The organism is Pedobacter sp. GQ55 (genome assembly GCF_059758925.1).
Genome location: NZ_JCAXEI010000003.1, coordinates 405,834 through 430,267 on the forward strand (window position 1 = coordinate 405,834; position 24,434 = coordinate 430,267).

21 protein-coding genes are annotated in these 24,434 nt (G+C 37.1%); 2 read left to right on the plus strand and 19 right to left on the minus strand.

Annotated features, from left to right (window positions below):
- Nucleotide 1: 1 nt before the first annotated feature.
- The 17 genes from AC6CH7_RS10630 to AC6CH7_RS10710 form a co-directional block, all read right to left on the minus strand.
- Nucleotides 2–2,851, minus strand: a complete 2,850-nt coding sequence (locus AC6CH7_RS10630) for a hypothetical protein (protein WP_498262674.1) — start codon at nt 2,849–2,851, stop codon at nt 2–4.
- 6 nt (nt 2,852–2,857) lie between these two features.
- The gene (locus AC6CH7_RS10635; protein WP_498262675.1) at nt 2,858–5,488 is read right to left on the minus strand and encodes a baseplate wedge protein; all 2,631 of its coding nucleotides are present in this window, start codon (nt 5,486–5,488) and stop codon (nt 2,858–2,860) included.
- 23 nt (nt 5,489–5,511) lie between these two features.
- Nucleotides 5,512–8,730 (minus strand): baseplate J/gp47 family protein, encoded by a 3,219-nt coding sequence (locus AC6CH7_RS10640; protein WP_498262676.1) that lies wholly within the window; start codon nt 8,728–8,730, stop codon nt 5,512–5,514.
- On the minus strand, nt 8,727–9,158 hold the full coding sequence (locus tag AC6CH7_RS10645; protein ID WP_172662901.1) for a GPW/gp25 family protein: 432 nt from the start codon (nt 9,156–9,158) through the stop codon (nt 8,727–8,729). The genes AC6CH7_RS10640 and AC6CH7_RS10645 overlap by 4 nt, the downstream gene beginning before the upstream one ends.
- Nucleotides 9,159–9,195: 37 nt before the next feature.
- Complete coding sequence (locus AC6CH7_RS10650; RefSeq protein ID WP_498262677.1) at nt 9,196–9,447, minus strand: hypothetical protein; 252 nt, start codon at nt 9,445–9,447, stop codon at nt 9,196–9,198.
- A 2-nt stretch (nt 9,448–9,449) separates the two neighbouring features.
- Complete coding sequence (vgrG, locus tag AC6CH7_RS10655) at nt 9,450–11,327, minus strand: type VI secretion system tip protein VgrG (RefSeq protein WP_498262678.1); 1,878 nt, start codon at nt 11,325–11,327, stop codon at nt 9,450–9,452.
- Between the two features lie 7 nt (nt 11,328–11,334).
- Complete coding sequence (locus AC6CH7_RS10660) at nt 11,335–12,051, minus strand: CIS tube protein (protein WP_498262679.1); 717 nt, start codon at nt 12,049–12,051, stop codon at nt 11,335–11,337.
- A gap of 2 nt (nt 12,052–12,053) precedes the next feature.
- On the minus strand, nt 12,054–12,218 hold the full coding sequence (locus AC6CH7_RS10665) for a DUF5908 family protein (RefSeq protein ID WP_498262680.1): 165 nt from the start codon (nt 12,216–12,218) through the stop codon (nt 12,054–12,056).
- A gap of 3 nt (nt 12,219–12,221) precedes the next feature.
- The gene (locus AC6CH7_RS10670) at nt 12,222–12,767 is read right to left on the minus strand and encodes a phage tail protein (RefSeq protein ID WP_498262681.1); all 546 of its coding nucleotides are present in this window, start codon (nt 12,765–12,767) and stop codon (nt 12,222–12,224) included.
- An 11-nt stretch (nt 12,768–12,778) separates the two neighbouring features.
- The gene (locus AC6CH7_RS10675; RefSeq protein ID WP_048905512.1) at nt 12,779–13,213 is read right to left on the minus strand and encodes a phage tail protein; all 435 of its coding nucleotides are present in this window, start codon (nt 13,211–13,213) and stop codon (nt 12,779–12,781) included.
- A gap of 37 nt (nt 13,214–13,250) precedes the next feature.
- The gene (locus AC6CH7_RS10680; RefSeq protein ID WP_498262682.1) at nt 13,251–14,822 is read right to left on the minus strand and encodes a phage tail sheath family protein; all 1,572 of its coding nucleotides are present in this window, start codon (nt 14,820–14,822) and stop codon (nt 13,251–13,253) included.
- Nucleotides 14,823–14,838: 16 nt separating this feature from the next.
- Nucleotides 14,839–15,879 carry a hypothetical protein gene (locus AC6CH7_RS10685; protein WP_498262683.1) on the minus strand — a complete coding sequence of 347 codons (1,041 nt, stop codon included), beginning with the start codon at nt 15,877–15,879 and terminating at the stop codon, nt 14,839–14,841.
- Nucleotides 15,880–15,902: 23 nt separating this feature from the next.
- Complete coding sequence (locus tag AC6CH7_RS10690; protein WP_498262684.1) at nt 15,903–16,514, minus strand: Pvc16 family protein; 612 nt, start codon at nt 16,512–16,514, stop codon at nt 15,903–15,905.
- Between the two features lie 21 nt (nt 16,515–16,535).
- Nucleotides 16,536–17,186, minus strand: a complete 651-nt coding sequence (locus AC6CH7_RS10695) for an FkbM family methyltransferase (RefSeq protein WP_498262685.1) — start codon at nt 17,184–17,186, stop codon at nt 16,536–16,538.
- Nucleotides 17,187–17,193: 7 nt separating this feature from the next.
- On the minus strand, nt 17,194–17,943 hold the full coding sequence (locus AC6CH7_RS10700; protein ID WP_498262686.1) for a capsular polysaccharide synthesis protein: 750 nt from the start codon (nt 17,941–17,943) through the stop codon (nt 17,194–17,196).
- 15 nt (nt 17,944–17,958) lie between these two features.
- A complete protein-coding gene (locus AC6CH7_RS10705; RefSeq protein WP_498262687.1) occupies nt 17,959–20,142 on the minus strand; it encodes a glycosyltransferase in 2,184 nt (727 codons plus the stop codon).
- A 150-nt stretch (nt 20,143–20,292) separates the two neighbouring features.
- Nucleotides 20,293–20,811 (minus strand): UpxY family transcription antiterminator, encoded by a 519-nt coding sequence (locus AC6CH7_RS10710; RefSeq protein WP_498262688.1) that lies wholly within the window; start codon nt 20,809–20,811, stop codon nt 20,293–20,295.
- A gap of 325 nt (nt 20,812–21,136) precedes the next feature.
- Here AC6CH7_RS10710 and AC6CH7_RS10715 point away from each other — a divergent pair, with 325 nt between their 5' ends.
- Both AC6CH7_RS10715 and AC6CH7_RS10720 read left to right on the plus strand, forming a co-directional pair.
- Complete coding sequence (locus AC6CH7_RS10715) at nt 21,137–21,496, plus strand: hypothetical protein (protein ID WP_498262689.1); 360 nt, start codon at nt 21,137–21,139, stop codon at nt 21,494–21,496.
- A 64-nt stretch (nt 21,497–21,560) separates the two neighbouring features.
- Nucleotides 21,561–22,649: a hypothetical protein gene (locus tag AC6CH7_RS10720; protein WP_498262690.1), complete on the plus strand. Its 1,089-nt coding sequence runs from the start codon at nt 21,561–21,563 to the stop codon at nt 22,647–22,649.
- 40 nt (nt 22,650–22,689) lie between these two features.
- On the opposite strand, the gene AC6CH7_RS10725 is transcribed toward AC6CH7_RS10720, so the two are convergent.
- Together AC6CH7_RS10725 and AC6CH7_RS10730 are read right to left on the minus strand one after the other, a co-directional pair.
- Entirely contained in the window at nt 22,690–23,232 is a 543-nt protein-coding gene (locus AC6CH7_RS10725; RefSeq protein WP_498262691.1) for a CHRD domain-containing protein, read from the minus strand.
- A gap of 156 nt (nt 23,233–23,388) precedes the next feature.
- Nucleotides 23,389–24,417 carry a DNA topoisomerase IB gene (locus AC6CH7_RS10730; protein ID WP_498262692.1) on the minus strand — a complete coding sequence of 343 codons (1,029 nt, stop codon included), beginning with the start codon at nt 24,415–24,417 and terminating at the stop codon, nt 23,389–23,391.
- Between the last annotated feature and the right edge of the window lie 17 nt (nt 24,418–24,434).

Genomic DNA, 24,434 nt, shown 5'->3' on the forward strand with positions numbered 1-24,434 from the left:
TTTAACGATTAAGTTTAAAACCTCTGGTAATAATATTTGCTTTCTCTACAGTAACGGCTCCCTCTCTCCTTACACCTTCATCTTTGATCAAACTCATGCCTCCCTGTACTTCGGCTAGAGCAGCATTTACATCTTTGGCATTTGTTATATCACCGGTTATGGCCGTATTATCGAGTTTTTCGGTAATTACATTGGCATTTTTAATGTAATCTTTTTCGGCAGCAATTCTTTCCGGAGTTCCAGCCTGAAGGCTTTCCATCTGATCCTGAGCAGCTCTTAAAGCATTCAGATCTGCGGTTATTCCCAAGTCCTTACTGGGAACTGTAAATTTTGAAGGCGTTAATACTGTGGTAAATAAAGACGAATTCTCGTTTAAACGTTTATCAAATCCATCGAGTTTAATATTCAATCCCTTAATGCTGTCCTCAACTCCCTTGTTTACCCTTACATTTATCCTATCATCTAAATCAATGTCCTTGATGTAAGGTACAAGTTTAAGGTTAAGGTCTTTTGTATAATTAGGTATGATTTCGAAAACCTGGCCTATTGGGAATTTCGGAATTATTGGAGTTCCCGGAGGCAATGGCAATGGCAACGGAGTATATATGGGTGGGTTATTTACCACATCTTTATCAATACTGGCATAAGGAAGCATAAAATCAGCCACTACTGTCTTATCATCAGCCGTGTAAACAATTACAAATGTTCCTCCTCGTAAAACACCACCTGCATGTTCCAAACCTGGATTTTCTTTCATAAAGTTGCCGAGCATTAACCCGGTTTTCTTTTTGATTATGGTATTTTGATAGATGCTTGATATGACATCCGTTTTTCTGAGGATATCAGAATTGAGAATAAAATCATGTGGAATGGCAGTGTTTGAGAAGGTGAACTGCTTGGTTTGCGCCTTAACGTTGCTAGTTGCTGTAATGATGTTTGATACTGCAGAGCGATATTTTACATAATCAAATCTCACATCGCCAATATCTACAGCATTGTCGTACACATTTTGTCTTGCAGTTTTAAATTCTGTTGCAGGAATTAATGTTGTAGCTGCGTCGGTTACCCTCACAAGATCATCATTAACCGAGTCGGCATCATCCATCCGATCAAAAAAGGTGCTCTTTATCGATTTTTCATACATATATAAATGCGGGAAAAACCAGGGTCTTGGAGGAATTGTGTCTAACTTTTTCTCCACCTGAACAGATATAATATTTATAGGCAGGTTATTATCCAAAATGATTTTGTTAAGCGAAGCCTCGACATCGGTAAGTTTAAAGCCAATGTGCCCTTCTACCCTGAAAAAATTATATTTAAGGATATTGTATTTTAAAGGTGTAATTGTAGCACCAACATTGGAATATTGATTTGAATTATAAGAAAGGATCTGGTTCTCTTTTTTACGGTTGTTTGCATTAAAATTCCAGTATAGATTTATAGGGAAATTTGCATTGTAACTATAGTAAAAAGGTATACTTCGTTCACCAAGTGCTGCCTCTTCAAAAAGGCTGGGTATTATTTTAAGGCCTATATCTACGGATCGGAAATCTTCTGCCTTTGGAACTTTAAAGCTGCTTATCATGCTATGAATACGCATGAAATTGAACCGTGTCAATTCATCTGAATCATTATTGCTGTTCAATATCGGCGATTCATAAAAATGATGGCGGTATTCTAAATCGATGTGTATTTTATTGAACCGCTTGATCAGTAGGCCAAAATTGAAACGGATATTACTTGGTTTTAAAATATTTCCACGCAGCAAACTAGATATGGGTCTGGCTTCGAGTACCGGCCGTTCTCCTATAGGTGGAATTCTTAAATCTGGAAAAATTACCGGTATTGGATTTTTTAAGGTTGCATCCCTAACCAAACCAATCAATACATGTTTAGGAAATAAATCAACATCCGGTGAGGCCAACATATCATCAGAAAATATGGTTTCTCTAAGCTCGTTATAGGCATAACTAATGTCTCGGGCATAATCATATACATATTGACCGTAAAAGGACTCACTAAGCTTAAATTGTTCCTCCAGTAAGCTTTTCCACTTCTCTGTCGGATCCCCTCCTTCAAAATCATCTTCAACCACCAGTTTACAAACCTGGTAAGCTTTGGTAAGCTTGGCTATAATATCGTCCTTTACAACTAAAGCATTATTAAATGATGCGTTAAGCTCTTTATAAGTGTCTAGATCGGTATTAACAATAACCCTGGGAATGTTAAGGTCTTCAATTGAAAAATAATCCTTATTCATTGAAGGCATGCTTTGAAGCAGAGCGCCAACATTATTTTTATGGATAAGCAAAATCTTTAGCTCTTTTACAGCAATAACACCTTTGTTGTCGCAATCAGTTCCGGTGCATAAATCGGGATCGTTGTTATAATCCTCCAGGTATAAAATACCTGCATAATCTTTCAGTGCAGTGCCGGTTGCTGCTTCAAGTGTGGCCAGATCTTTGCCAGGTATGGCGCCTACCTGTCGACTATCTCTTAATTCGAACATCGGTAAGGGCTGATCGCTATCATTAAGAAAATAAGGATATTTGGCGTTTAAATCTTCAAAAACATCATATTGATCAAACTCCTGATCGTAATCAAAATACAAAAGGTCGCCATCGGTAGTAATTGCTGCGCCTTTTGAAACTACCAAGTGTTTGTTATCTATAACCCCTATTTCCAGTCCATAAATAATCCCGACTCCAATTGCTTTGGTTCGTGTCAATTTGTTCTGTACGTCCAGATAGTTGAATAAATCATTCAATTGATCTGCCGTTAATACCTGATCATTTTCGAAAATAGTAAAGCGGGTATTGTCTTTACTAATTTGGTCGAGCACATTACCCATAATATTTTATGTTTTAAGAGTTCCCAATGCATTTTGATTTAGCATAAAGAGCGTCCGCTCTTCACTACTACTACAATCTTCGAGTCTGGCCACCGGATAAATTGACCTTAATGCCGTTAAAATGGTTACAAACTCGGTTAATTTTGTATTTGTTGTATCTTCTATTTTTCCTGATTTGACATCCAGCCATTCTTTATATGCATTTTCGAATGTGATTAATTGCTCATTACTAACCCAGCAAATCTTTACAAAGGTGTGTGCCGGAGCTTCCATTCTAATTGTTCGTTCTGCATACTGCCTAAAAGCGATGTTCAGAAATCGCGGTGTATAAGCGGGTAAAATAATACTGATTCGAAACGAGTAAGGGTCTTTATCTTCACAGTCTTTACAGCCATCATCAACACAAATTGGCATAAACCCGGCTTCATCGTCAGGAATTAATTCAGGTGTTTCTGTTGCAGGATCATTTATTACTTTAACCTGAGGTGGCAATAGAAGCATGTGTTCTATTAAGAACATACCTTCATCCGCTCTGTTTTTGGTAACCAGTAAAACCAACTGTTGCAGATCCAAACTTGCATCATTCATGGAGGAATAAAGCTTGGTACTGGTGCCTATTGCTTTATCTGCGTTTAAAACCTGATAATAAAATGTACCGTCGCCATTGTCTATTGTTTTCAAATTCTGAGCTTGATAAATCAGACTGATCGAATCTTCAAGTGCAAAACGAGCCCCTTCTTCTCCAGGAAATTTCTCAGAACCTTCCAACAGAATAGTTCCATTTTTGAAATCTGTTATCCTGTACCAGTACTCGTCGTTACCTGATCCGTTTAACCCGTGTTGAATCTCTGTATTCAGGTTAACCAGATTACGCCTATTCAGGTTGTCGAATCCGAGCAAACGCTGCAATCTTTTTTCAAGACCACTTATATTATTACTATCCCACAATTGATCCTGCTGAACATAATTATAGCTGGAAAATCGTTTAGAGCTATATTCCGGATAATTTTTCAAGAAATTGGCCTTATCCTGAACAATATCTTCTGGATTTATGACAGATGGAATAATTACATCTTTAGGGTTTGAGGTAAAACCCGAATAAAGCACGTTTACATACTCAGAGAATGATTCAGAAAACCTCGAGAGCAAATGATCAAGAAATAAATTACGACGTTTGTAGTAAGTGATTTTATCCTCTGCAACAGTCTGTACTGTTGTATCTATAGTAGCATTATCTAAAAAAATATCGTCAGCGTCCTTAAAACTCCTTACAGTATTTGCGAAATAGGTGTTTTTCTGAGTATCAGTAGAGAATAGATTGCCCAGATTTGAAAGTTGTGAGAAAGAATTGGCTAAATGCTGATCAAAAAAATACAGATATCCCTGCAATTGTTTTGCCTGGGCAATTCGTTCTGCGCTTGCATTTTCTGGTAGGCCCCAGTGGCTTATTCCATAGTTTTTTGGGAAGTGATTTTGAATAGAATAATAGTTTCCGGTATCTTCAAACGTTCCTGAATTGAATGCTATATCTTCAGTCCTCACCAGATCATTACCAGTAATATAATCGCTGATCAGTTTGTCAAACCTGGTTTTTATGATGTTCATATCAGGTCTGAGCGGAATACCATTTTTATAAATCAGCACATTTGAATCCAAAATATTTATGATGGGTTGTTTACCTCTCTTAACTGGAATTATCCATTTGTTGTCGAGCTCTTTAGTTTGATCTGTTGGGTTAAAGATAATATCAAGGATATTGTTTACCCCGGATGCGTTAAGCATCTGCTGCATAATATCTGAAAGATGGATTTCCTTTTTCAGATCGGAAGCTAAAAGTTCTTCTTCTTTTATAAAACCATGAATCAGTAACGGTCCTTCAAATATTACATCCGAAGTGTAGCCGCTATCAATGAGATCATTTAGCCAATAAAATTTTATAAGCGGTGTAAGGTAGAGCTGAATATTAAAAAATAGTTCTGCAAGGGTCTCAAACGGATCTGCATCAGATTTTATTTCAATTTCACTGCAAAGCCTGAACGCTTGCGTAGTTATTTCATTAATGGTTAAAAAGTCTTCGCAAAGATTCCTGTTCTGCATTACCAGTTCCAATATTTCTGTTTTTATCAGTTCTTTACTGTCATTAGCAACATTGGTGTCAAACTCTATCAGTACATCATAGTAACCCAACACATCAACCGGTTCCCATTTAAGGCTTTCTGGCTGTGTAAATTGAAGTTTTTTAAGGGTAATGTCGGCAAATATACCCAGGCTCCTTTTTTGCAGCCAGGCATTTTTTACGCCTTCAATATCGATAATCAGCTTGCGGTAATCGTTAATGGTTACTGCCTTGTTCGGAAATATTTTTGAAGCTGAAAAAAAGTGTTTTAGAATATTTTCCCTTGCATCTTTAGATGTGGCCAGCAGATCAGGAATGGTGTTGTTTGTTCTATAACTTAAATCTGTAATTGCATAGCAAAGCAGCTCGAGTATGGTAATGCCCGGATCATGAACATTGTAATCTGTCCAGATATCAGAGCCTGTTTTTTCAATAGATCCGATACCCGTTTTCCGCAGTTCTTCATAATCAAAAGCATCGCTTTGCGGTTTTTTCGACGAAATACTTAGTGCTTCACTCATGTGAATTAGAGGTTTATTTTAGTTCAGATTAATAGTTTCATTGTTCTCGAAAGTGCTATAGAAGAACTTGGTGAATCACTTACAATGTTATGCTGAGTATGTGATACCAAAATAGATGCGGGATTAGAGGCTTCTGCAACTTCTACATTTCTTCCGAATGCTCTTTTATTTGGAGAAAATTTATAAAGAGAAAAATCAGTTAGATAGTCAATGTACTCGAGGTCTTCTAAAAATTTAATGACCATCGACTTTGTAATTTTACCCCCAAAATGAATGTCATTTCCTGTATTATTCATCCAGGGGGATAAAAATTCCTGTAATTTCTGATTGATTACCTTTTGATAATAGTTGAACTCATAGCCCTTTTTTAATTTTAAACTAACCGATACTTTTACTGGCTCATAACTTGGATTCACAACCTGGTAAGATACCCAGGCAGATGAATGCTTACTTAAAAAAGTATTGATTTCATCAAGCGTATGTTTATCAACCTTTGGTTTAAAAGGGTCAATAGCATTGTGGTTGGTTAAATCAGGAACAACCACTATTAATGTATTTCCAGGTGAATAAAATGAACCTGTAGTTGCATGATTAATACATTTAACTTTATGAACCGTTGGGAAATGCTGCAGAATAAGACGCTCGTAATCCCAAATGGCAACGGTCCTTTCTTTATGGCGCAAACGTTCACTTACACGAGTATAATACGCAGCATCATTTTCTTTTACCGCACCGCCGAAGGAAGAATAAGGTTGGGTAATTTTTTTAATCGCTGCAGTTTCAATCTTTAGTTTGGTAATTGTCTTGGCTGGCAGCGCTTTGGCCAAACGCAATGGATCATTATTCTGATCGTCAAAAATGACAATTCCGGCATTTGCCTGCACATCAATCAGGTTGCAAACGCCATCAGTATCTTTTTTTATAGCTGCTTTTATCCAAAGTAAATCGCCAGGTAGAATTGTGTTAGATGTTGTAGCTTCTTTTGGAATTATTATTTTTATAACTCCACTGGCAAGTAAGCCATTAGTGGTATCAAAAATAAAATCATCGTTTGCAAGTGTTTTCCAATAGTTATCGCAGAGCACACTCCATTCTAAAGTTATTTTCGGTTTTTCTGGATTTGCGCCTCCCTCAGCTATCTGGAATAAAATACTTGCGGAATCTTCTGCATATAGATCGCTCAAGCCAATAAGCAATTCACCCTCTGCGTGATACTGTGGAACCAGTTTTACTAAAGCGTTGTTTAGAAACGAATGTTTGCTTCGGGTGTAAGCGTGTTCCCTTGCCTGACCGAAAGCACCCCAATGAAAAAATTCGATCTCTTCATCAACATAATCATTTAATGAGGTTCCACTAAAATTAATTTTGGCTGTTGTTGCCGTATAATTTAAAGAAATGGATTGAATCTCAGGTGAAAATGGTTCTGCAGGAAGCTTAAGCGCTCCTCCGCTGAGGCTATATCTTAAAATTTCGGCTGTATATTTTTCCCTGTAATCTTTAAACAGAAAACTATGATCAAGTTTAAGGTGTAACTGGCCTTTGCGGATGTCTTTGTAAAGATTTAGAATTAGCTGTAGCGCAGGCTTATATAATTGAAGCGTTTGGGCTGATTTGGCATTTACGAAATTGGACTTTTGCTGAATGCTGGAGAATCCCGGTAACAGATAAGACATTTTACTGCTTACCGTTTGCAATACCGATTGTCCCGGATTAATGTAATATGGAGTATAAAACTGTGGAAGTATAAAAAATGGAAATAAAACGGCATAATCGGGATTAGTAAATTTCCAGCTGGTTTGTAACTGAGCGTTTGATGAATTGAAAAGCTTTACTGGTTCATAACTTTTTTTCCACGAATAACCATCTTTAAATGCTGCAGAAGCACTGAAAAAACTATTATTGATATTTGAATTGCCGTAATTTGCAAAATAGGTTTTAAGGTTGGAATCTGGAATATTTTTCCAATCTACATCGAGCGAGAAACTTTTAAGTCGTTTTGAAAAGGTTTCTTCATGAAGAACGTAAAAATTTGAATTTTCTTCTGATAATGGCCCAAATGGTTTAAAAGGTTTTTTGGGATTTACTGTTCCAAAATCATTTTCAAGTTCCATTGAAGAAATACCCTGAACATCAACCTCTATAGTTGCATCCACAAGTTCGGTATTTATGAAATTCTGATAACCAAAATCTGTTTTTTCGTTATTTACAATGATCTGTAGTATCGGGTTGGTCGTGTCAAACTCTCCCCCATGTGTAGCCTTATCATAAACAATTACAGCAGGCTCATCTTTGCTTATATTAAAAGTAAGTTCTATCCTATAAATGAGATTATCAGATGATGTTATTACTGCCGAAGTAAGCTTCGGTCCTATCCATCCCTTTTCACCGGTAATACTAACCTTAAAAAGATTGGAGGTTAGTACATTATTTTTTGCGGATGCATCAAGCCCTCTTACAGTAAGGTATACTTTAATACTCCTGCTGCCTTCTTTCATTTTCAGAATATTGCTCGATAGGCAAAAGCCAATCTGGGCTAATGGTATTGAAGTACTACCGAAACCATTCCATTTTGGATTTTCGGGATCTAGAATCGCACCTAAACCATCTTTGGAATTTGCAATTGGAGCATGAAATACAATATTTCGGTTAACAGGACTAACATAAAGGGACTTTAGCTGAGCCACTTTGGAAGGGTTTACCACAATATCATGCTCAAGTTTATAGCTGATCTCTTTCTTGGTATTGTCTTTACCTGCTAAAAGTAATGTTCCCGATGTTAATAAGGTATTTTCAGTATGCTTCTTAAGTTCAAAAAGTACATGTGCTTTATCTGCGATTGGAGGTGTTTGATTTAGTTTTAAAACATCATGATAGTAAAAGTCCAGGTGGCGCTGGGTAAGTGTATTCATCAAAGCTTTTGGCTTTTCCATCAGCTCGATAAAAGTGTTCCATAAAGCGAGGTGTGGTGGCAATGATTTGTTACTTGCCATTGCATTAATCTCTTCGATACTCAAACCGAAGAAACTATCCCATTGACCACTTTCAGTTAGATTTTTGTTATCAGTATCAATATCAAAAAACCTGACCTGTTTTGAAATCTCCTGTACAAACTTGTAATAATCTGCTTTTGTACGTTGATCAACAGGGGCAATTGCAGGATCCAATAACGCTGACATTCGCTGCTGCTGCGTTTGCCCGTCGCGTTTAAGAATAACTTTATAATCTATTGCTTTAGCGCTCATGCCAATTTATTATTAGCCTCGTTAAGATAAAACGGATAAACAAGATTGAAACGGGTATTGGTGTTGATTACCTCGTAATCGACAGAAATATCGATTCTGCCCTCAGTAATGAAATCGTCAAGAAGATTTACAAGTAGTAACTTAATTCTTGGCTCAAACATTAGAATGGCGTTTTTGACAGTTATTTTTATTGAAGTTTCTGTTGAAGTACTCATCGCTTCGAACACATAGTTTTCAAGATTACAACCATATAAAGGTTGTAGAAATCTTTCACCAATGGTTGTCGACAATAAAATTTCCAAACTCTTATTTATATCTTCCTCATCGGAGGTCATTAAAACCCGGTTAGTTTGCTTAGAGAAAGTTGGAGGAAAACTCCATCCTCTTCCAAGAAATGAAAGTTCGGATACATCTTTAAGCTTATCCATAATTTTTTAATATTTGGTACTTGCTTTATGTTATGGGTCAAATAATTTCAACTACCGCGTTATACAGCGTATCATCATTGAACTTTGTTTTGATTACAAAAGCCTCAGGATGGGCTTTTAAATGATCGATCACCCCTATGGCTACTGCGACACATAAAAGGGTCATCTGTTTATTGGTTTCAGGAGGATTTTTTCCCATTACTTCTGGATAATGTTCATTAAATGCAGCCTGAATTGCTTCTGCCATGCTTCCGGCAAGATCTGAGGGTGTTCCTGGAATTAAGGCCATAATTATCCTGTTTTAACTTTTACAGATAATAAATTTGGAGTAGCTGGTGGCATTGGAGGAACGGGTGGTGCCGGACTTACAGGTAATCCTAGCGCGGTTTCGCCTGGATGCATGTGTGTGGCGTATATGTTTACAATCTGGTTTAGATAAGTAAGCAGTTCATCTCCAAATACAAGTGGATGTGAGGCGCCGTCAACCAGTTCTATTTGAGGGGCATCAACAACTACTTTTGTATTTCCATGTACCTTTATCAATCCTCCATTGATATCTATATTTATTTCATTGCCTTTAGCATCTTTTATAGTGATAGCCGAAGGCTCAGTAATGATCTTACTTCCACTCTGATCTTCAACACGAAATCCCTGTTTATCATCACTAATGAATACTTTGTTTTCTCCCGGGGTTTCAATTTTAATTTCCTTGATGTCATCATCAAAAGTCAACTTCATTTTTTCGCGGGACGTATAGCCCTTTTTATGGTTGTCATTTGAAGGTTGTATTGGTGGAACTTTATTGGAACTATGAAGCATACCTAAAATAACAGGTTGTCTAGGGTCGTCGTATAAAAACCCAAGAAGTACCTCATCATCAAGTTCAGGTCTGAAGAACATTCCCCTTTCATCTCCGGCATCCGTTAAAGCTATTCGCGCCCATACGCCATCGTCATTGGCGTTAATGTAAGGCATTTTTACCCGTACCCGTTGTTCACCATCAGGATCTTCATTGTCGGTAACAATACCGGTATGTAAGCCAATTACGCCAGGCAGTAATCCTCCTGCTTTTGGTGCAACAACATGATTTTCTTCCATAAACGAATCAGGACTATGGCCAAATTGAGCATGCGTTTTCCATCCGTTTGATAGGGTGTATTCATGCCTTACCCCACTTACAAAAGCCTTCCCATTAAACCGCTGGCCAAGGCCATTCAATTCCACTACATCTCCTGGATTTATGTTAGCAATACCTTGAAACTTCACTCTCCCCCTTATTTTCGATAACCTGGATTTCAATAACTCTGCATCGGCCCAGGCTTGAGTTTCCTGTTGGTTTACAGCACCTGAATGGTTTAGAAACATCTCTGCAGGGCCCACAACTGATGCTAAATCTGTTGCTTTAAAACTTCCTTGTTCTTCCAAATCAGAAGGATCACTGGCTGTGGAATCGGCAATTTCTTGATTAGCGATATCCCATGTTTTACTGATTACCGAAGTATATTGATTTCTGCTATCCATCTCTGCATCAAGTTCTATCATTGTTGATCCATGTAAAAGTGAGAGAACGGCATCACCAGTAACTGTAGGTTTTTTGGTAATGATATTTTCATCGTTCGTTAATATGATATTACCATTTGCTTCTGCCCTGCTTAAAATAAAATCCCAATCAGTAGAATTGTATTGAACCATTTCTTTGTGGGTAACATCAGTAGATTCAATGTCGGTATCAGTAAAACCTGCATCTTCTAAAACCTGTGTAATAATATCCGAATCAGGGAGGTCATGGAAATAGGCATTCTTCCTGCCAATTGTTGTTTTTACTGCTTTGTGCTTACACTCTACAGTTAGCAATGGCGCCGAGCCAGTTCTTATTTTTAGCGATTGCTTAATTATAATTCCTTTGAATATATTGACAGCAGTGTCTGAATCTCCAGCTTCGATTTCTATTTCATTACCCGGGCTGAGCAGATCTCCGTCAGTTAAAGGAAATAGACCATCAGATGCATCTCCATCCTGAAAAACTAAAATCGCTGAAGAGATTTTATTAACCACCTTAGTAACAAAAACCGATTGCTTTGCTACTGATTGAGGTACGTCTTTGCCGTTTATTTTGAGTTTAAACTCAGCAACCGACTCAACTTCAGGAATCATTCTTTCTTCAGCCATTGTCTAACTATTTTACGTTCTTATCAAAAGGTGGAAAAACCAATTTCTGTCCGGGTATTAAATCCCTGAAATTTTTCAAGTTATTAACCTTTGCTATTTCCAGATAATATTTAAAATTGCCGTAAATTTTGTGAACCATTGCCGGCAATGTATCCCCCTCTTTCACAATTCGGATATGGGTAAGGTCCGCGGATTTTTTATCTTCTTCAGCTTCAATTTGAGCTTTTGCTCTTTTTTCAATAAAAGTTGCTGTAATAATTGCCCTAAGTGGTTTTCCTCCGTTATTAAATAGTTTGTATTGGATGTTTGCTGTTTTTAAGATACAATCAAATGCAAACTGATTGGCCCTGTACCAGATTAAACCTGGCCATTTTATACGAAGGAACCTTGTTCTATGGCCTTTACCATCGTATCCTGTAGTTTGATAAAATTCAATAATCTTGTCCTTAACATCCAAAGGAACACCCGTAGCATTTGTGCCATCCAAAAAGAACTTTAATGTAACTTGAAATGGCGTAGTGCCAAGAAATGGACCGGCATTACCTGTTGCCCCGCTTGCAGAATTCTGCTCAGATAGAACGGTATAATTAAGGGTAATCTCATCAGGATTAATAAAAGTAGAAAACGTTTTCTCCGAATCTCCTGCCCGCTCAATTTTCTCCCATGACTCAATTTTAAGTTTATCGGCAGGCATAAAGGGATTTAAGGCATCAAGAAGTCCCATTGTCAGCGTTCATTTTTTTGTTTAAGAATTTCCATAACCTGCTCTACGCATTCTTTAATAATATCTTCTTTTGAAAGTGTATCGCTGCTTTGAGAAGGCGCTCCAGAAGACGAAGGATCATCAGAAACGGATACAGAAATTTCGATTTCGTTTATTATAATTGGCATGGTTTAAAAACTTACGGACCCAGAGACACCTCCACTTATTGCGCCACCAACGGCCCCTACCGCCCCCATTAACAAATCGTCGAGTCCCATTGGTTTAAAATACTGGTAGGTTAATTCTAATGTTTCAACTACCATTGTATTTTGTTCTGCATTGAATTCGGAGACATCAATTTTAGTTGGGTAGGCATTAAATACATGCCATACATTTAGCGGAATGTGGCTGTCATTCAATAAACTCACAAGGATGTTTTTTGGCTGAAAATTAAAATTTTCGATGCTATCCCTGCACCAGTGACTTACAAAAGATCCCAAAAACAATCCCCGTTTTAAAATAAGTTTGTTATACTGAGGAACTCCTGGAAACTGATGTTTAAACCTGTTCTCTCCGCCTTCGGCTACAGTTTCTGTTGCAATACTCGCGCTTAGTCCGCTTACACTCTGGAAACGCACATCCTGGGGAGTTTGCGGGAACATTTCAAATACAACAAGAAAATGAAAGCCAACCGGTGGATAGATTAATCCATCAATGATACCGCTGATTAAACTCATAATATCATAGGTTAATCGCCATTTTGTATAGTAAGTCCTTCGTGGGCCAGGTCAAGTTGCTCGATGGCCACTTCACTTCCGTCTGCCTTTAAATCTGTACTTTGTATTTTAATTGGAAAGGCGTTCTTAATTTTCCAAGTGACTACAGGCTCATGATTTTCATTAAGTAGTTTGATGACTACATCGCGTCTTTCAACAGTATTAAGGCTTATGGTATTTAACCACTGATAGAATTCATTATCAGCAGCAAATACTCCTCGCTTTAGTGTGATGTTGCTAAATTCCCTCATGCCGGGCATTTTAATTTTACTGAATTCGGGTGAAGCGCCATCACGGTATTCAATCAGTTTATTTTCGATATTTAATCCGCTTACTTCCGTAAAGCCAATTTTGGTTCCGCCCCAGTCAACCTGGAAATGAAACTTTGGTAGTGGATAAGTTGCCATTTTATTTAGTTTTAGATGAGCTTTTAAAGCTGATTAATTAAGATTCCTGAAGTTTATGAGAGAATTTCAGTATGATAAACTCTGCCGGACGTACTACGGCCATGCCAATTTCAATATTCATTCTGCCTTCCAATATGTCAAGTGCAGTCATGGTTACACCGAGGCCAACCCTGACAAAGAATGCATGCTCCGGTTTAGCACCTGCAAGCGCGCCTGCTCTCCATTGCTTAATTAAGAAGTTTTCGATCATAGCCCTCACCCTAACCCAGGTATTGGCATCATTTGGTTCAAAAACAACCCATTCAGTCCCCTTTTTAATGGATTCTTCTGCAAAAATGAAGAACCGACGCACGGGTACATAACGCCATTCATTGTCATTTCCGGCCAAGGTTCTTGCTCCCCAAACCATCACCCCTTTACCTGTAAAATACCTTATCGCATTTATTGATTTACCTGATGTGGGATCAACATTTAGTGACATCTGATCCTGATGAGAAATCTTTAGCGATGCTGCATTTACATAAGATAGCGAAACATTAGCGGGTGCTTTCCAAACGCCTCTTGAGCTGTCAACAGCAGCGTAAATACCTGCAACTGCTGTTGAAGGTGGCATAACAATGGTTATTTTTTGAAGCTGGAGCTTGATCAGATTATAAAGCTCCGTATTGCCCGTAACTTCTGGTGGGGTAACTGGAGATGTTGGTACTGCCGGGGCGGGTTTCTGAAGATTAAGGCCCGTTTTTACTGATTCTTTTAAATTAGACGGCGGATTTTGGATACTTGCCAGACTAATATTTCCGGGATCATTAACCGCTTCGACAGTTTGGGTTGTTTCTACTCCTCCAACAACAGTTTTATAAACTACGTTTACATCTTTGTCTTCAAATCGATAATTTAATATAGTTTCCAGATAAGGAAAGTAAGCAGCTCCATATTTTATCAAATCCATATTACTGCCCAGGGTTGCTGCATTTCTAAAATCATCTGCTGAGCTGTTGATATCATTAGGCGTGTCTTTTAGCTGTTTTACATCAATAATGGTAAATCTGTCTTGAAGCAGGAAACATTGATTTAGCGCCTGATTAATCAGCGAATAATAGCTTGATGAATCCAGAGAAGGTCCATCGGGGAAAAGCAGTAAAGTAGGCTCATCAACTTTCGCTATTGCAGCTAAACCATCTTGAAGTTTTTGTGATACAATATCAGCATCGGAAGGGACTGAAGAAGGATATGAACCGACCGATACAATGTAACACGGCCCTCCTCCATTGGCGAAATACATCTGCAGCCCATAATATAGTTTAAACCTTGAGCTTGTTACATGTGCCTTGTCAATAGAGATTGTTCTTGCAACTGAAGAATCACTATTGGTAGTGTCTGTAATGGTTACAGTAAATGCTGTTTCCTTTTGGGCCAGACCAAACAATTGCTCATATTCTAGCAATGAACCAATTCGCTGGGGTAACAGCGTAAGATCTTTACCATTAAAAGTTGCTTTCTCAGTATAACCGATGAATGCAGGAATAGCGGTTTCCACTTCAGCTACGGAAGGTGGAAACGTTGGGATCTCACGTATATAGACCCCGGGGGTTTTAAATACATCTGCCATGTTGGTAGGTTTTTAATTAGATTGTGATTAAAATATCTGAGAAAGTATCAGAACCTTCTGTTCTTATGAGATTTAAAGGAGGGTTTGGTAAATTGGCTATGATTACTTTATTGGTTCCATCTGTCAATTTGATCCCCGTAATTGGCTCTTGTTTAAGTGGAAGTACATCGTTGGAAGTAAAAATGAATTTCCCTGGGGGTGAGCTTCCAAGTAATGTGAAATCTATAGATGAGCCATTGGTTTTGGCCACATTGATAGTAGTTATAGATGAGTTAAATTGTTTGGTAATAATATACCTCCATTTTGTTGAGCGATTCGTAAATGGTATTTTATAATTTTTTGTGCTGATTGAATGATCATTATTTTGAAACTGATAGGCTGAACTTAAATTGCTTTTGTAAAAAATTTCAATTACTCCAAATACATCAGAGGTCTCATGGGGATTGATTGAATAAAAAGAGGTCTTTTCGGTTCCATCAATTAAAAAGCGGGTTCGCCCTCCATTTGATTTATTAAGATCGAAAGAAAAATTATATACATTATTGGAGTTATCCAGTTGTTGTTGCAAACTCTCTCCGCTGTCTATAAACTCTAACTTTCCGGTTTGAGTTGCAAGATTACTATTATGTGCAAAAGAAAAGGTATTACTTACAAAGGGAAGTAAATCTGCTTCTGAAACAATTTTATTTGTTTTGTTGGAAACCAGCAGCGGCTCACTTGCTAATAAATTTGAGCTCAGGTTATTGAAGTAATAATGACTGCCAGCTGGTTTGATCAGATTGATGTCGGTAACGTTTTCAAACAGATTGTTTCTCAGTTTAAGCAGGAATGTAAATTTTGTTCCCTCCGTTAAAGGATTTTTAATGACATCCAGACTATCCACCTTTGCATACAATTTGCCGCCAAAATCACTTGGCAGAAAACGTAATCCCAGCGATTTCATGAGAATGGCACAGCTCTCAGATGGTTGCAAAACTATATCAGGGCATTTACCCGAACTGTAAAAGGTATGGGGAAACTCCACTGAAAAAAGAGCTTTGTATTTGATTTTTATCATTACAAAAAAGATTGGAGGTTAACTTAATTGTCGCTAATGGTAACTTCTGTAATTGGAGGTGCTTCCATTTTAGGTTCCAGGTCAATGAAACTCATGGTTCGTATTTTATAAATTGCGTTGGGCATATACTTTGCCCCAAGAACTGCCCAGAGGTTGTTTTGCTGTTCAAAAGTGATAGGATGTAAATTAACCAGTAAACGGCCTACCTTTTGCCAGGGTTTGTCATTGTCAACCTTTGCATTGATACCCGGATATTTATCACTATCAAAAACCTGGTTACCTTGAAAAAATGAAATCACGTAAGATAGTAGTCTTAGCGCGGTAGCATAGTTGTTAGCGAAGACAGAGAAAATAACAAAAACATTTAGATTAACCGGAGGGTTAATTATTTGAATCTTGTCATCTGTTTTTCGATAGTTGTACTGCGCATCAGAAATGCGATCTTCTTCCAGGTTTACCAGCGTTAAAATTATCTTAGATACTTCACCTCCGTCTGATACAACAGCAAATGTGCCGTCAGGAGTCATCAGCGATGAGATCATAACAACATCTTCATTTCCGAAGTTTGTGGCATCCTTGCGTTTAAGATAAGCGTTAAGCTCATCTGATAAAAATTCAAGTGCTGTGCGTAACATGTCTTTAAATAAAGTGTAAGCTCAATTCTTTGAATAGACAAACTGCCTAGCCGCAGAAATATCAGGGTTAAATAATAGACTATAACCGTAATCCTTTAGCTTCTGGTGATTAAAATTATCTGTATGCGTTTCAACAATAATGGTTTGTATCCTTTTTAGGTCCTCTTCTTTTGAAGCCTCAAATAGAAATTCTTCGTAACCTTCAATATCGAGCTTAAGTATAAAAACATCTCTGTCAAGTTCTTTGATAAAGGAAAATAACCCAACAGATTCAACAGATAAAAAGTCATTTGAATTCGGTATTGATGTCCATCGCCCGCTCCAGTCACTTTGATCTGGTGAATAAAGGTTTAATGTTCCGCTGGTTACCGAAACGGCTTTATTCAATGCTTTAATTTTTCCAAACCTTTTGGCGTTTTCATTTAGATACCAGAAACTATCGGGGTTTGGTTCAAAGGAAATAACATCAACGTTTTTTAAATGCTTTGCACACATTATAGAGAATGCGCCAATATGGGCGCCACAATCAATCACATAACTTTGGGTTAAAGGTTCGATATTGGCAAATCGGCTTTTAATACGGTACATGTCCTGGTTAATAACTTCCGGAATAACCCAACGATCATCATCCGTATCTTTTCTGTAAACAATATTCAAAAGATCATTCATCATTTATCTATTAAGCATGCGTGGATTTTGTCTTTTTATTGGCTTCTGAGGTTCTTAATAAGTAGCTAAAAAAAGTATCCTCATCAAGTATATTTGGATATTGATTTTCTTCCAGATATCCCCTAACCATATTGGCAGAAACCATATAGCAGTAAGAATTTGAATTGAGCATTTGCTGGTGTACCTCATCATTAGCCTTTTGAAAAAATGCTGAAGGATTGCTCCAGCAGATCGGCTGAATCTGTTCAACCTTTAGTTCATACCATGAGGTTTTACCCTCGTTTAAGGTTGCTGTTAAGGCTTGTGAACCAATTGTTAGCCAGTCTATTGGCTGTCCGGATCGTAAGATTTGACAAACCCGATTATAATAACCAGAGGCAATATCGCTATTCAATGATGCCCCCATAAAATTATTTGTAACCTCTCCAGAACGTTCCCGATACCCCATAAACTCGTACATATTCAAAATATCCATCAAAGGTTGGAGTGGTTTGATGACAACACAATCAGAATCGATCCATAGTCCGCCAAATTTTTTAAGCAAAAATGCCCTAATGAAATCCGCCCGATGAGCCACATATAAATCACTAATTTTGATGTCCAGATCACAATCCCGCAATTCATTAAATCGTTCTGGGGTTAGTAATTGTACATTATTTACATGTGCAAATACCGTTTTCTGGCAAGCGTTGATCCAGTCAGGAAGCTCACCTTCCCAATATAGCCACACTGGTAAATTTTTGTTTTTAAGATTGGCCATCTTTGTTGTAATGCTTTAATTCAACTTCTTTAAAACCAGTAAAGAATCTGTTAGCTGGAATTTTTGATAATTCTTTTTTGAAATAAGTTCATTTGCAAATGCCATTACATCAGGGAAGTAATCGGCAAAATCATGAAATGCCAGGTAGCCCCCGATTTCTATCCAGGATGCAAACTGTCTGAAATCATTTGAAATATTTAAATAATCATGTAGGCCATCGATTAACAATAAGGAAATTGGGGTGTTCCATTTTACATTTTTGGATTCATCAACTATTGAAACTACTGTTTCAGATAAATTGGCATTTTCAATATTTTTTCTAAAATGATCTAAAGATGGCTCGAACTGCTGCAAACCTTGATCTGCAGAACCTAATATTCCATTATGTGGATCAATTGAATAAACTTTTATGCTATCTGATACCGATTTAGCCAGCTTTCCTAGCAGAACTGTTGCTTTTCCATGGTAGCTGCCAACCTCAACTACATGTCCATTTGGGAATTGATCGCAAGCTTTTAATCCACAAGCAAGTAACAATTCGGCTTCACCTTCACTTAACCACCCATCAATTTGCTTAATTTCAATTAAAACTTGTGCAGGTAAAAACAATACCTGCTTATCATCTTCTTTATCTGTTTCTTCGGGCTTTTGTATATAATTATTTAAGTGCTTACGGGTATGTTTCCTAAGGGGATCATCGTATTTGCGATTTATCGGGTGTACCCAAAAAGCATTAGGATCATTAAATGCACAATCTAATTCTTCTGTTGTATAAGCTTTCTTGTAATTAACAAAATCATGGCTACAAGGGTTTAATACTATTTCATAACCAAGCAAACTCACCATCGTTGGCAATATGATCTCTTCGGTTGCCCATATTTTTGTATGGTTCATTATATTTTGAAGAATACTATTTGTTTTAAAAAGCTTTACCAGATCCTTAACTGCATCGTAGGTAAATACAGTTGAGGGCCAAAAAGACCAATGAACGAATTTACTTTCACCATCTTTAAAAGTTTTAAGCAATGGTTTCCATAAATCATATTCTTTAAATGCCTGAATAGAGGTAAAAACATCAGTATTGTTTGCAGTTATATGTTCTGGTCGGTTTGATAAAAGTCCAATATTACTTTTCTGCGAGAAGAAATCTGACATGAAAGTCGAGTATTCTGACTGCAGACTTAATTGATCAGAATCTACAATAGTTAAAATATCAAATGAAAAATTATCGAGTGCAAACTGCATACATTCAAGTGCAAAATTATGGAGGTAACCATGCTCCACCGGCATAACAGTTGGATTTACTATAGCTCCAAATTCTTCGAAAGGAAATGAACAGGAGTTTAAATTAAGATTGGCGCTACTGTTGAAAATAATAATACTCGAAGATGGATCTTGAAAATGCAAATTGCGAACCATATCAATTACACAATCTAACCTTTCATGTACCAGGCAAGCAAAAACATTTTTTAATTGCTTTCTTACAATCTTTAAATTCCATTTATCTGAAACAATTTGATCATGTTTAGGATAATATTTTAAATCTAAATTCGTGATGCGCTCTATATCCAGTACCGGATAAGGATGCCACCAATCACCGGAGGTTTTTTTCAGGCTAATATTCTGATCATGTATCATGTGGACAGACATCTGCGAATCTGTAAGTGCGGTTACTTTTTCGGGTGAGGCGGCCCAAACAAATAAGCCATCAACACCTACATTTATATCTTTATATTGATTCTTTTCCCAGTAAGACCGCTGATAACAAAGTGAACTTCCCAGCAGCCATTTACGTTGATTTGTAGGGTATTTATATTGAAAAGCCTCTTTTTTTAACAGATCATAATAGAGTAAATTATTTATTCCACAAATATCAGCGTTGCGCTCTTTCAGCTCTTTTACCTGATAATTTATTCGATAATCAGCATACCAGTCATCATCATCCCAATTAACTATTATACTACCTGATGCATGCCTGCACGCTAAATTAAGTTTTGCACCTAAAGATACTTGATGGTCAAGGCGAATGTATTTTATATTATCAGCCTTGGGAATCAGATCCTGTACACAATCAGAACCGTCATCAATTATAATTAACTCTTTATTCTGGTATTCCTGCCTTTGGAAATATTTGATGGCATGCGGAATAAAGTATCTCCTGTTAAAGGTTGGCATCACACATGTAACAAGCGGAAGCATATTGAGGAAGTTTTCAGGCTAAAGATGAAATTGTAAAGCTTCGCTAGAGGTTTGTCACAATAACACCCTTATAATAAGTTCAGTAAATTCTAAAAATCGTTTAATTTATATACCAATAAAGCTAAACTCTTTATAAACGAACATCAATAGTTAGTTATAACTATTTTTATTGACCACTTTTCTTAAACTGGATGAACAAACCTCGATAGACAGTGATTGATTTATGGAACTCAAATGAACTCCAAGACGCTCCTTCCCTCTTTTAAAGAATAATTTTCCCTTTAAGCCGGTAAAAGGTCCGTCTACAATCATCACTTCATCACCACTAACAAGATTTGCTTCTATTTCAAAAACCATAGTTTCAAATTTCATTATATGAGAAATTTCATCCTCAGACACCATTGCTGGTTTACCTTCAAAAGTTATAAATTTTAATACCCCTCCTATCTTTAATAGCTTAAAGCGCTCCCTCTCTGTTGAATTAATGAAAACGTAATTTGGAAACATGGGTACTTTTATTTCTTTTTTACGGTCGCTCCATTGCCTTATTACATTTTGCAAAGGCAAATAAGCTTTTATATTCTTTCTGGTAAGTTCATTATAGATTTTCTTTTCGAGATTGGGAAAGGTATAAACGATATACCAGTTGCTTTTTAATACATTTTCCATGATACAATATATTAGGGATATATTTTTGACGATAGGGATAATAATTAACTTGGATAATAAAATTGATAATATTTAATTGATGATGAAATAGTTATTTATAATCATTTATAATAAGGGCATGAACACTAAAAGTACTTTTTTGACTACTAGCAGGTCTATATATTTCTTTTTGTTAAATATCTTTGATTAGAAGATGCCTAAATTTTCATGACGCTGCTCCACTTAATTCTAATTCTTCGATTTTATTAACCCTTAAAATACCATATGCTATTATATTGATAGGTCCCTAACGTTCAACCAAATATTATCTAAAATGACTAAAGTTATGGAACATAACGCCGGAGAAATCGTTGAACTAGCTGTTCGACGACAAAATGTGAATATTAGCGAACTATCCAAGCGCTTGAATGTAAACAGACGGACCTTATATAATTGGTTTAGGCAAAAGAAATTGCATACCGATGTAATTTTAGAAATAGGTAAGGCTATCAATTACGACTTTTCAAGTGATTTTGAAGGAGAATTAAAACACTTAAATTATAATGAGGACCTAAGGTCCTTTAAAAAGGACTTTAACTCTGAACATCCCGATTCCGTCTATTATTGGATGGAAAAATACATCGCTTTACTTGAAGATTATAAAAGGTTGGTTCGAAGGGATTCAACCCATAACATGCTATCGTAACAGGACAATATCTGAAGGTATATTCAGCTTAGATAAAATTCATCCCTTTAATCTAAAAAGAGTTATGTTTCGAATTAAAAGAACTAACCTGACAAATGCGCTTTCTCTGGGACTACTTAATTGGTTTACAATCGGTCTTCTTGTGTTTGGTATTTTAATAGCAATTTTTTTCGGCACCAGCTCATCCGGTAAGGCTACCATCTTTATGTGGATGTTTGCTTGCCTTCTAGGTAGCTGTGTGATCGGATTTCTATTCGGTATTCCAAAAATTCTTCAGCGTCCGGCAGTACCTGACGCTAACGCCGGCATTACCCAACCCAACTATCAACAACAAGTTAATTCCAATTTAACGGAGATATCTGATTGGTTAACTAAAATTATAGTGGGACTAGGATTGGTAAATCTGACTAATATTCCCCCTTATATCTATTCCGCCGCAAAAATTTTGGCAAATGGCCTTAGTGATCCAAAGGGTACTTCCGAAGATTTATCCCTGGCTTTCGCTTATGCAATTATTATAGGTTATACCTGTTTTGGCTTTCTTTTTGGATACATCACTACTCGTACGTATTTGGCTGGAGTATTTTCTGAAGCAGATCAAAATGCACTTTCCCGGATTGCAGAAAAGGCTGATGAAACTGCGGGTAAAGCGCAAAGCGCACTCCATAAAGCTGAGCTGGCGTTAACAAAACCTCTTGAAGTATACACAAATGAAACCCTCTCGCCCGATGAGCAACTTCAGCGGCTAATAGAATCCTATAACCATGTTAGAAATAGTTTCCCTGTTGGTAGCAGCCGCACAAGCAAAACTACAGAGATTATAAAAGCAATGATGGATTTGGTCTCGTCTTTAATTAATTTCGATATTACTGCTGCACTGAAAAGTGTAGACAATGGAGAGAGACTAAGTGGATATGCATTCTTATATATGAAACCTAGCATCGAATATGTAGACCCGCTGGTTGATGCCATAATAAGAGACCCTACGGCGTTTGGACAATATTGGGGAATACAGGCATTAAGAACCATTGTAAATGCTCAGGAGATCTATAAATTTGATAACAGCAGTCATAAGAAATTAAAGAGTTATTACGATAAACTTAAAAATGATACCGATCGCAGATATGAATTAGGAAAGGTTCTTCAACTTTAAAAAGAAACTGCCCGGATCATATTCGGGGCAGTTTCTTTCTTTAGTATCCACCACCACCGCCATTGTTTCCTCCATTGCCGGTACTGGCAGCAACAAGAACTATGTTGCCTCTTATCTCTCCACTTGTAAAATCTGAACTATGGATATTAACATACCATTTTCCAGACAAAAGCTGACTGATCTCCGCAGTGTTCAACACTCTTGTAGTTCCTGTAAGTGTACCTGAACTGGCAGTGCTAAAGCCAGGGATTTCAATTACGATTGGGGAACTAGTTGAGTTTGATCCGTTTTCTGCACCATGAAAGTGCATGCCTGTAGTTGTTGCAGTAGCAGATCCAAGCTGCCATGTAATGGTATAAGCAATCGTTTTAGACTGCTCACTATAAGTGATGTTTGCCGTGCCCATTCCTGTTGTTGTAACCACAGGGACCTCATTAGAACTGTTTAGCTGGACTGTAGCCGTATAAGTTCTGTAGGTAACATCAGGCCCATTGCTTTTCTTTTTACAGCCTGAATAAAGAACTAACAGAATAACTGCCATAGCAAGGATGGCAGAAAAGAATTTTACAGAATAAGTTTTCATAGTAAGTAATTTAAATGATCAATTAATTACTCCGATTGACAGTACATAAAAGGGCGATAACTTTGATGAACGTTTAGAGTTGTCCTGTCATCATCGCTTCACTATCTAATACGCAACTATTTGCAAATGGTTGCCTGATGCTTTTATTTATTTCAGCTAATTCTGTTCTTTTGAGTATTTAAGGAAGGACAATAAGACTTTCTCATCCTTTTCCAATAGCTTATTTGTTGGATTGCTTAATATGCTTACCCGATTTAACCACTTATGAAGTGCATCGTTTTTATGGGCTTCCAGAAGTAAAGGATAAACATATGAACTTTTACAAACTGCCCTGGTATTTCCTAATTTTTTAGCAACGGAGTCCAAAACTTGTATTTCCGTTTTCACTTTAGAATATCCGTTCTCAGTTTTCAGACAAGTTGCAAACTGTCTTAACGCTTCCAAAGTTCCTCCCCAGGTCCTGAAATCCTTGGCGGTAAAATCATTTCCTGTAATTTCTTTAATGTATTGATTGATTTGGCCCGACTCAATACTTCTATGCATCCCATCATCAGTATAAAACTGAAAAAGTTCCTGTCCGGGAATGTCTCTGCATTTTTTTACAAGCCTTGATAAACGCTGGTCTGTTAAAGCCATTGTATGTCTTACTCCTTTCTTCCCTACAAAACTTAGATGTAGCGAGTTCCCTTTAATTTTAACATGCTTATCTTTAAGAGTACTCAGACCGAAACTACCATATTTTTGCATATAACTTTTTCCGCCCACTCTCAATAATGTCTTTTGTAATAGATCAACACAAATAGCTAGTACTTTTTGTTCATCGAGATCCTTACGTTTTAAATCTCTTTTAATTTTTTTTCTGGCTTCAGGTAATGCTTTGCCAAACTCCAGCAGCCTAAAATATTTATGTTCAGATCTTCTTTTGGTCCATTTGCTATGATACCTATATTGTTTCCTATTTGCTGCATCAATTCCCGTAGCCTGCAAATAGCCATTATGTTTAGGACATATCCAAACTGATGTCCACGCTGGTGGTAACACAAGTGATTTTATCCGTTGTAATTGATTTTCATCCTTTATCCAGTTACCATCACTGTCTTCATAATGAAATTTACCTGGTTTCCCTTTTCTGTAAATCCCAGGCATGGCATCAGTTATATATACCAGGCCGTTTTCTTTAATCATATTTTTAGTTTCCACCA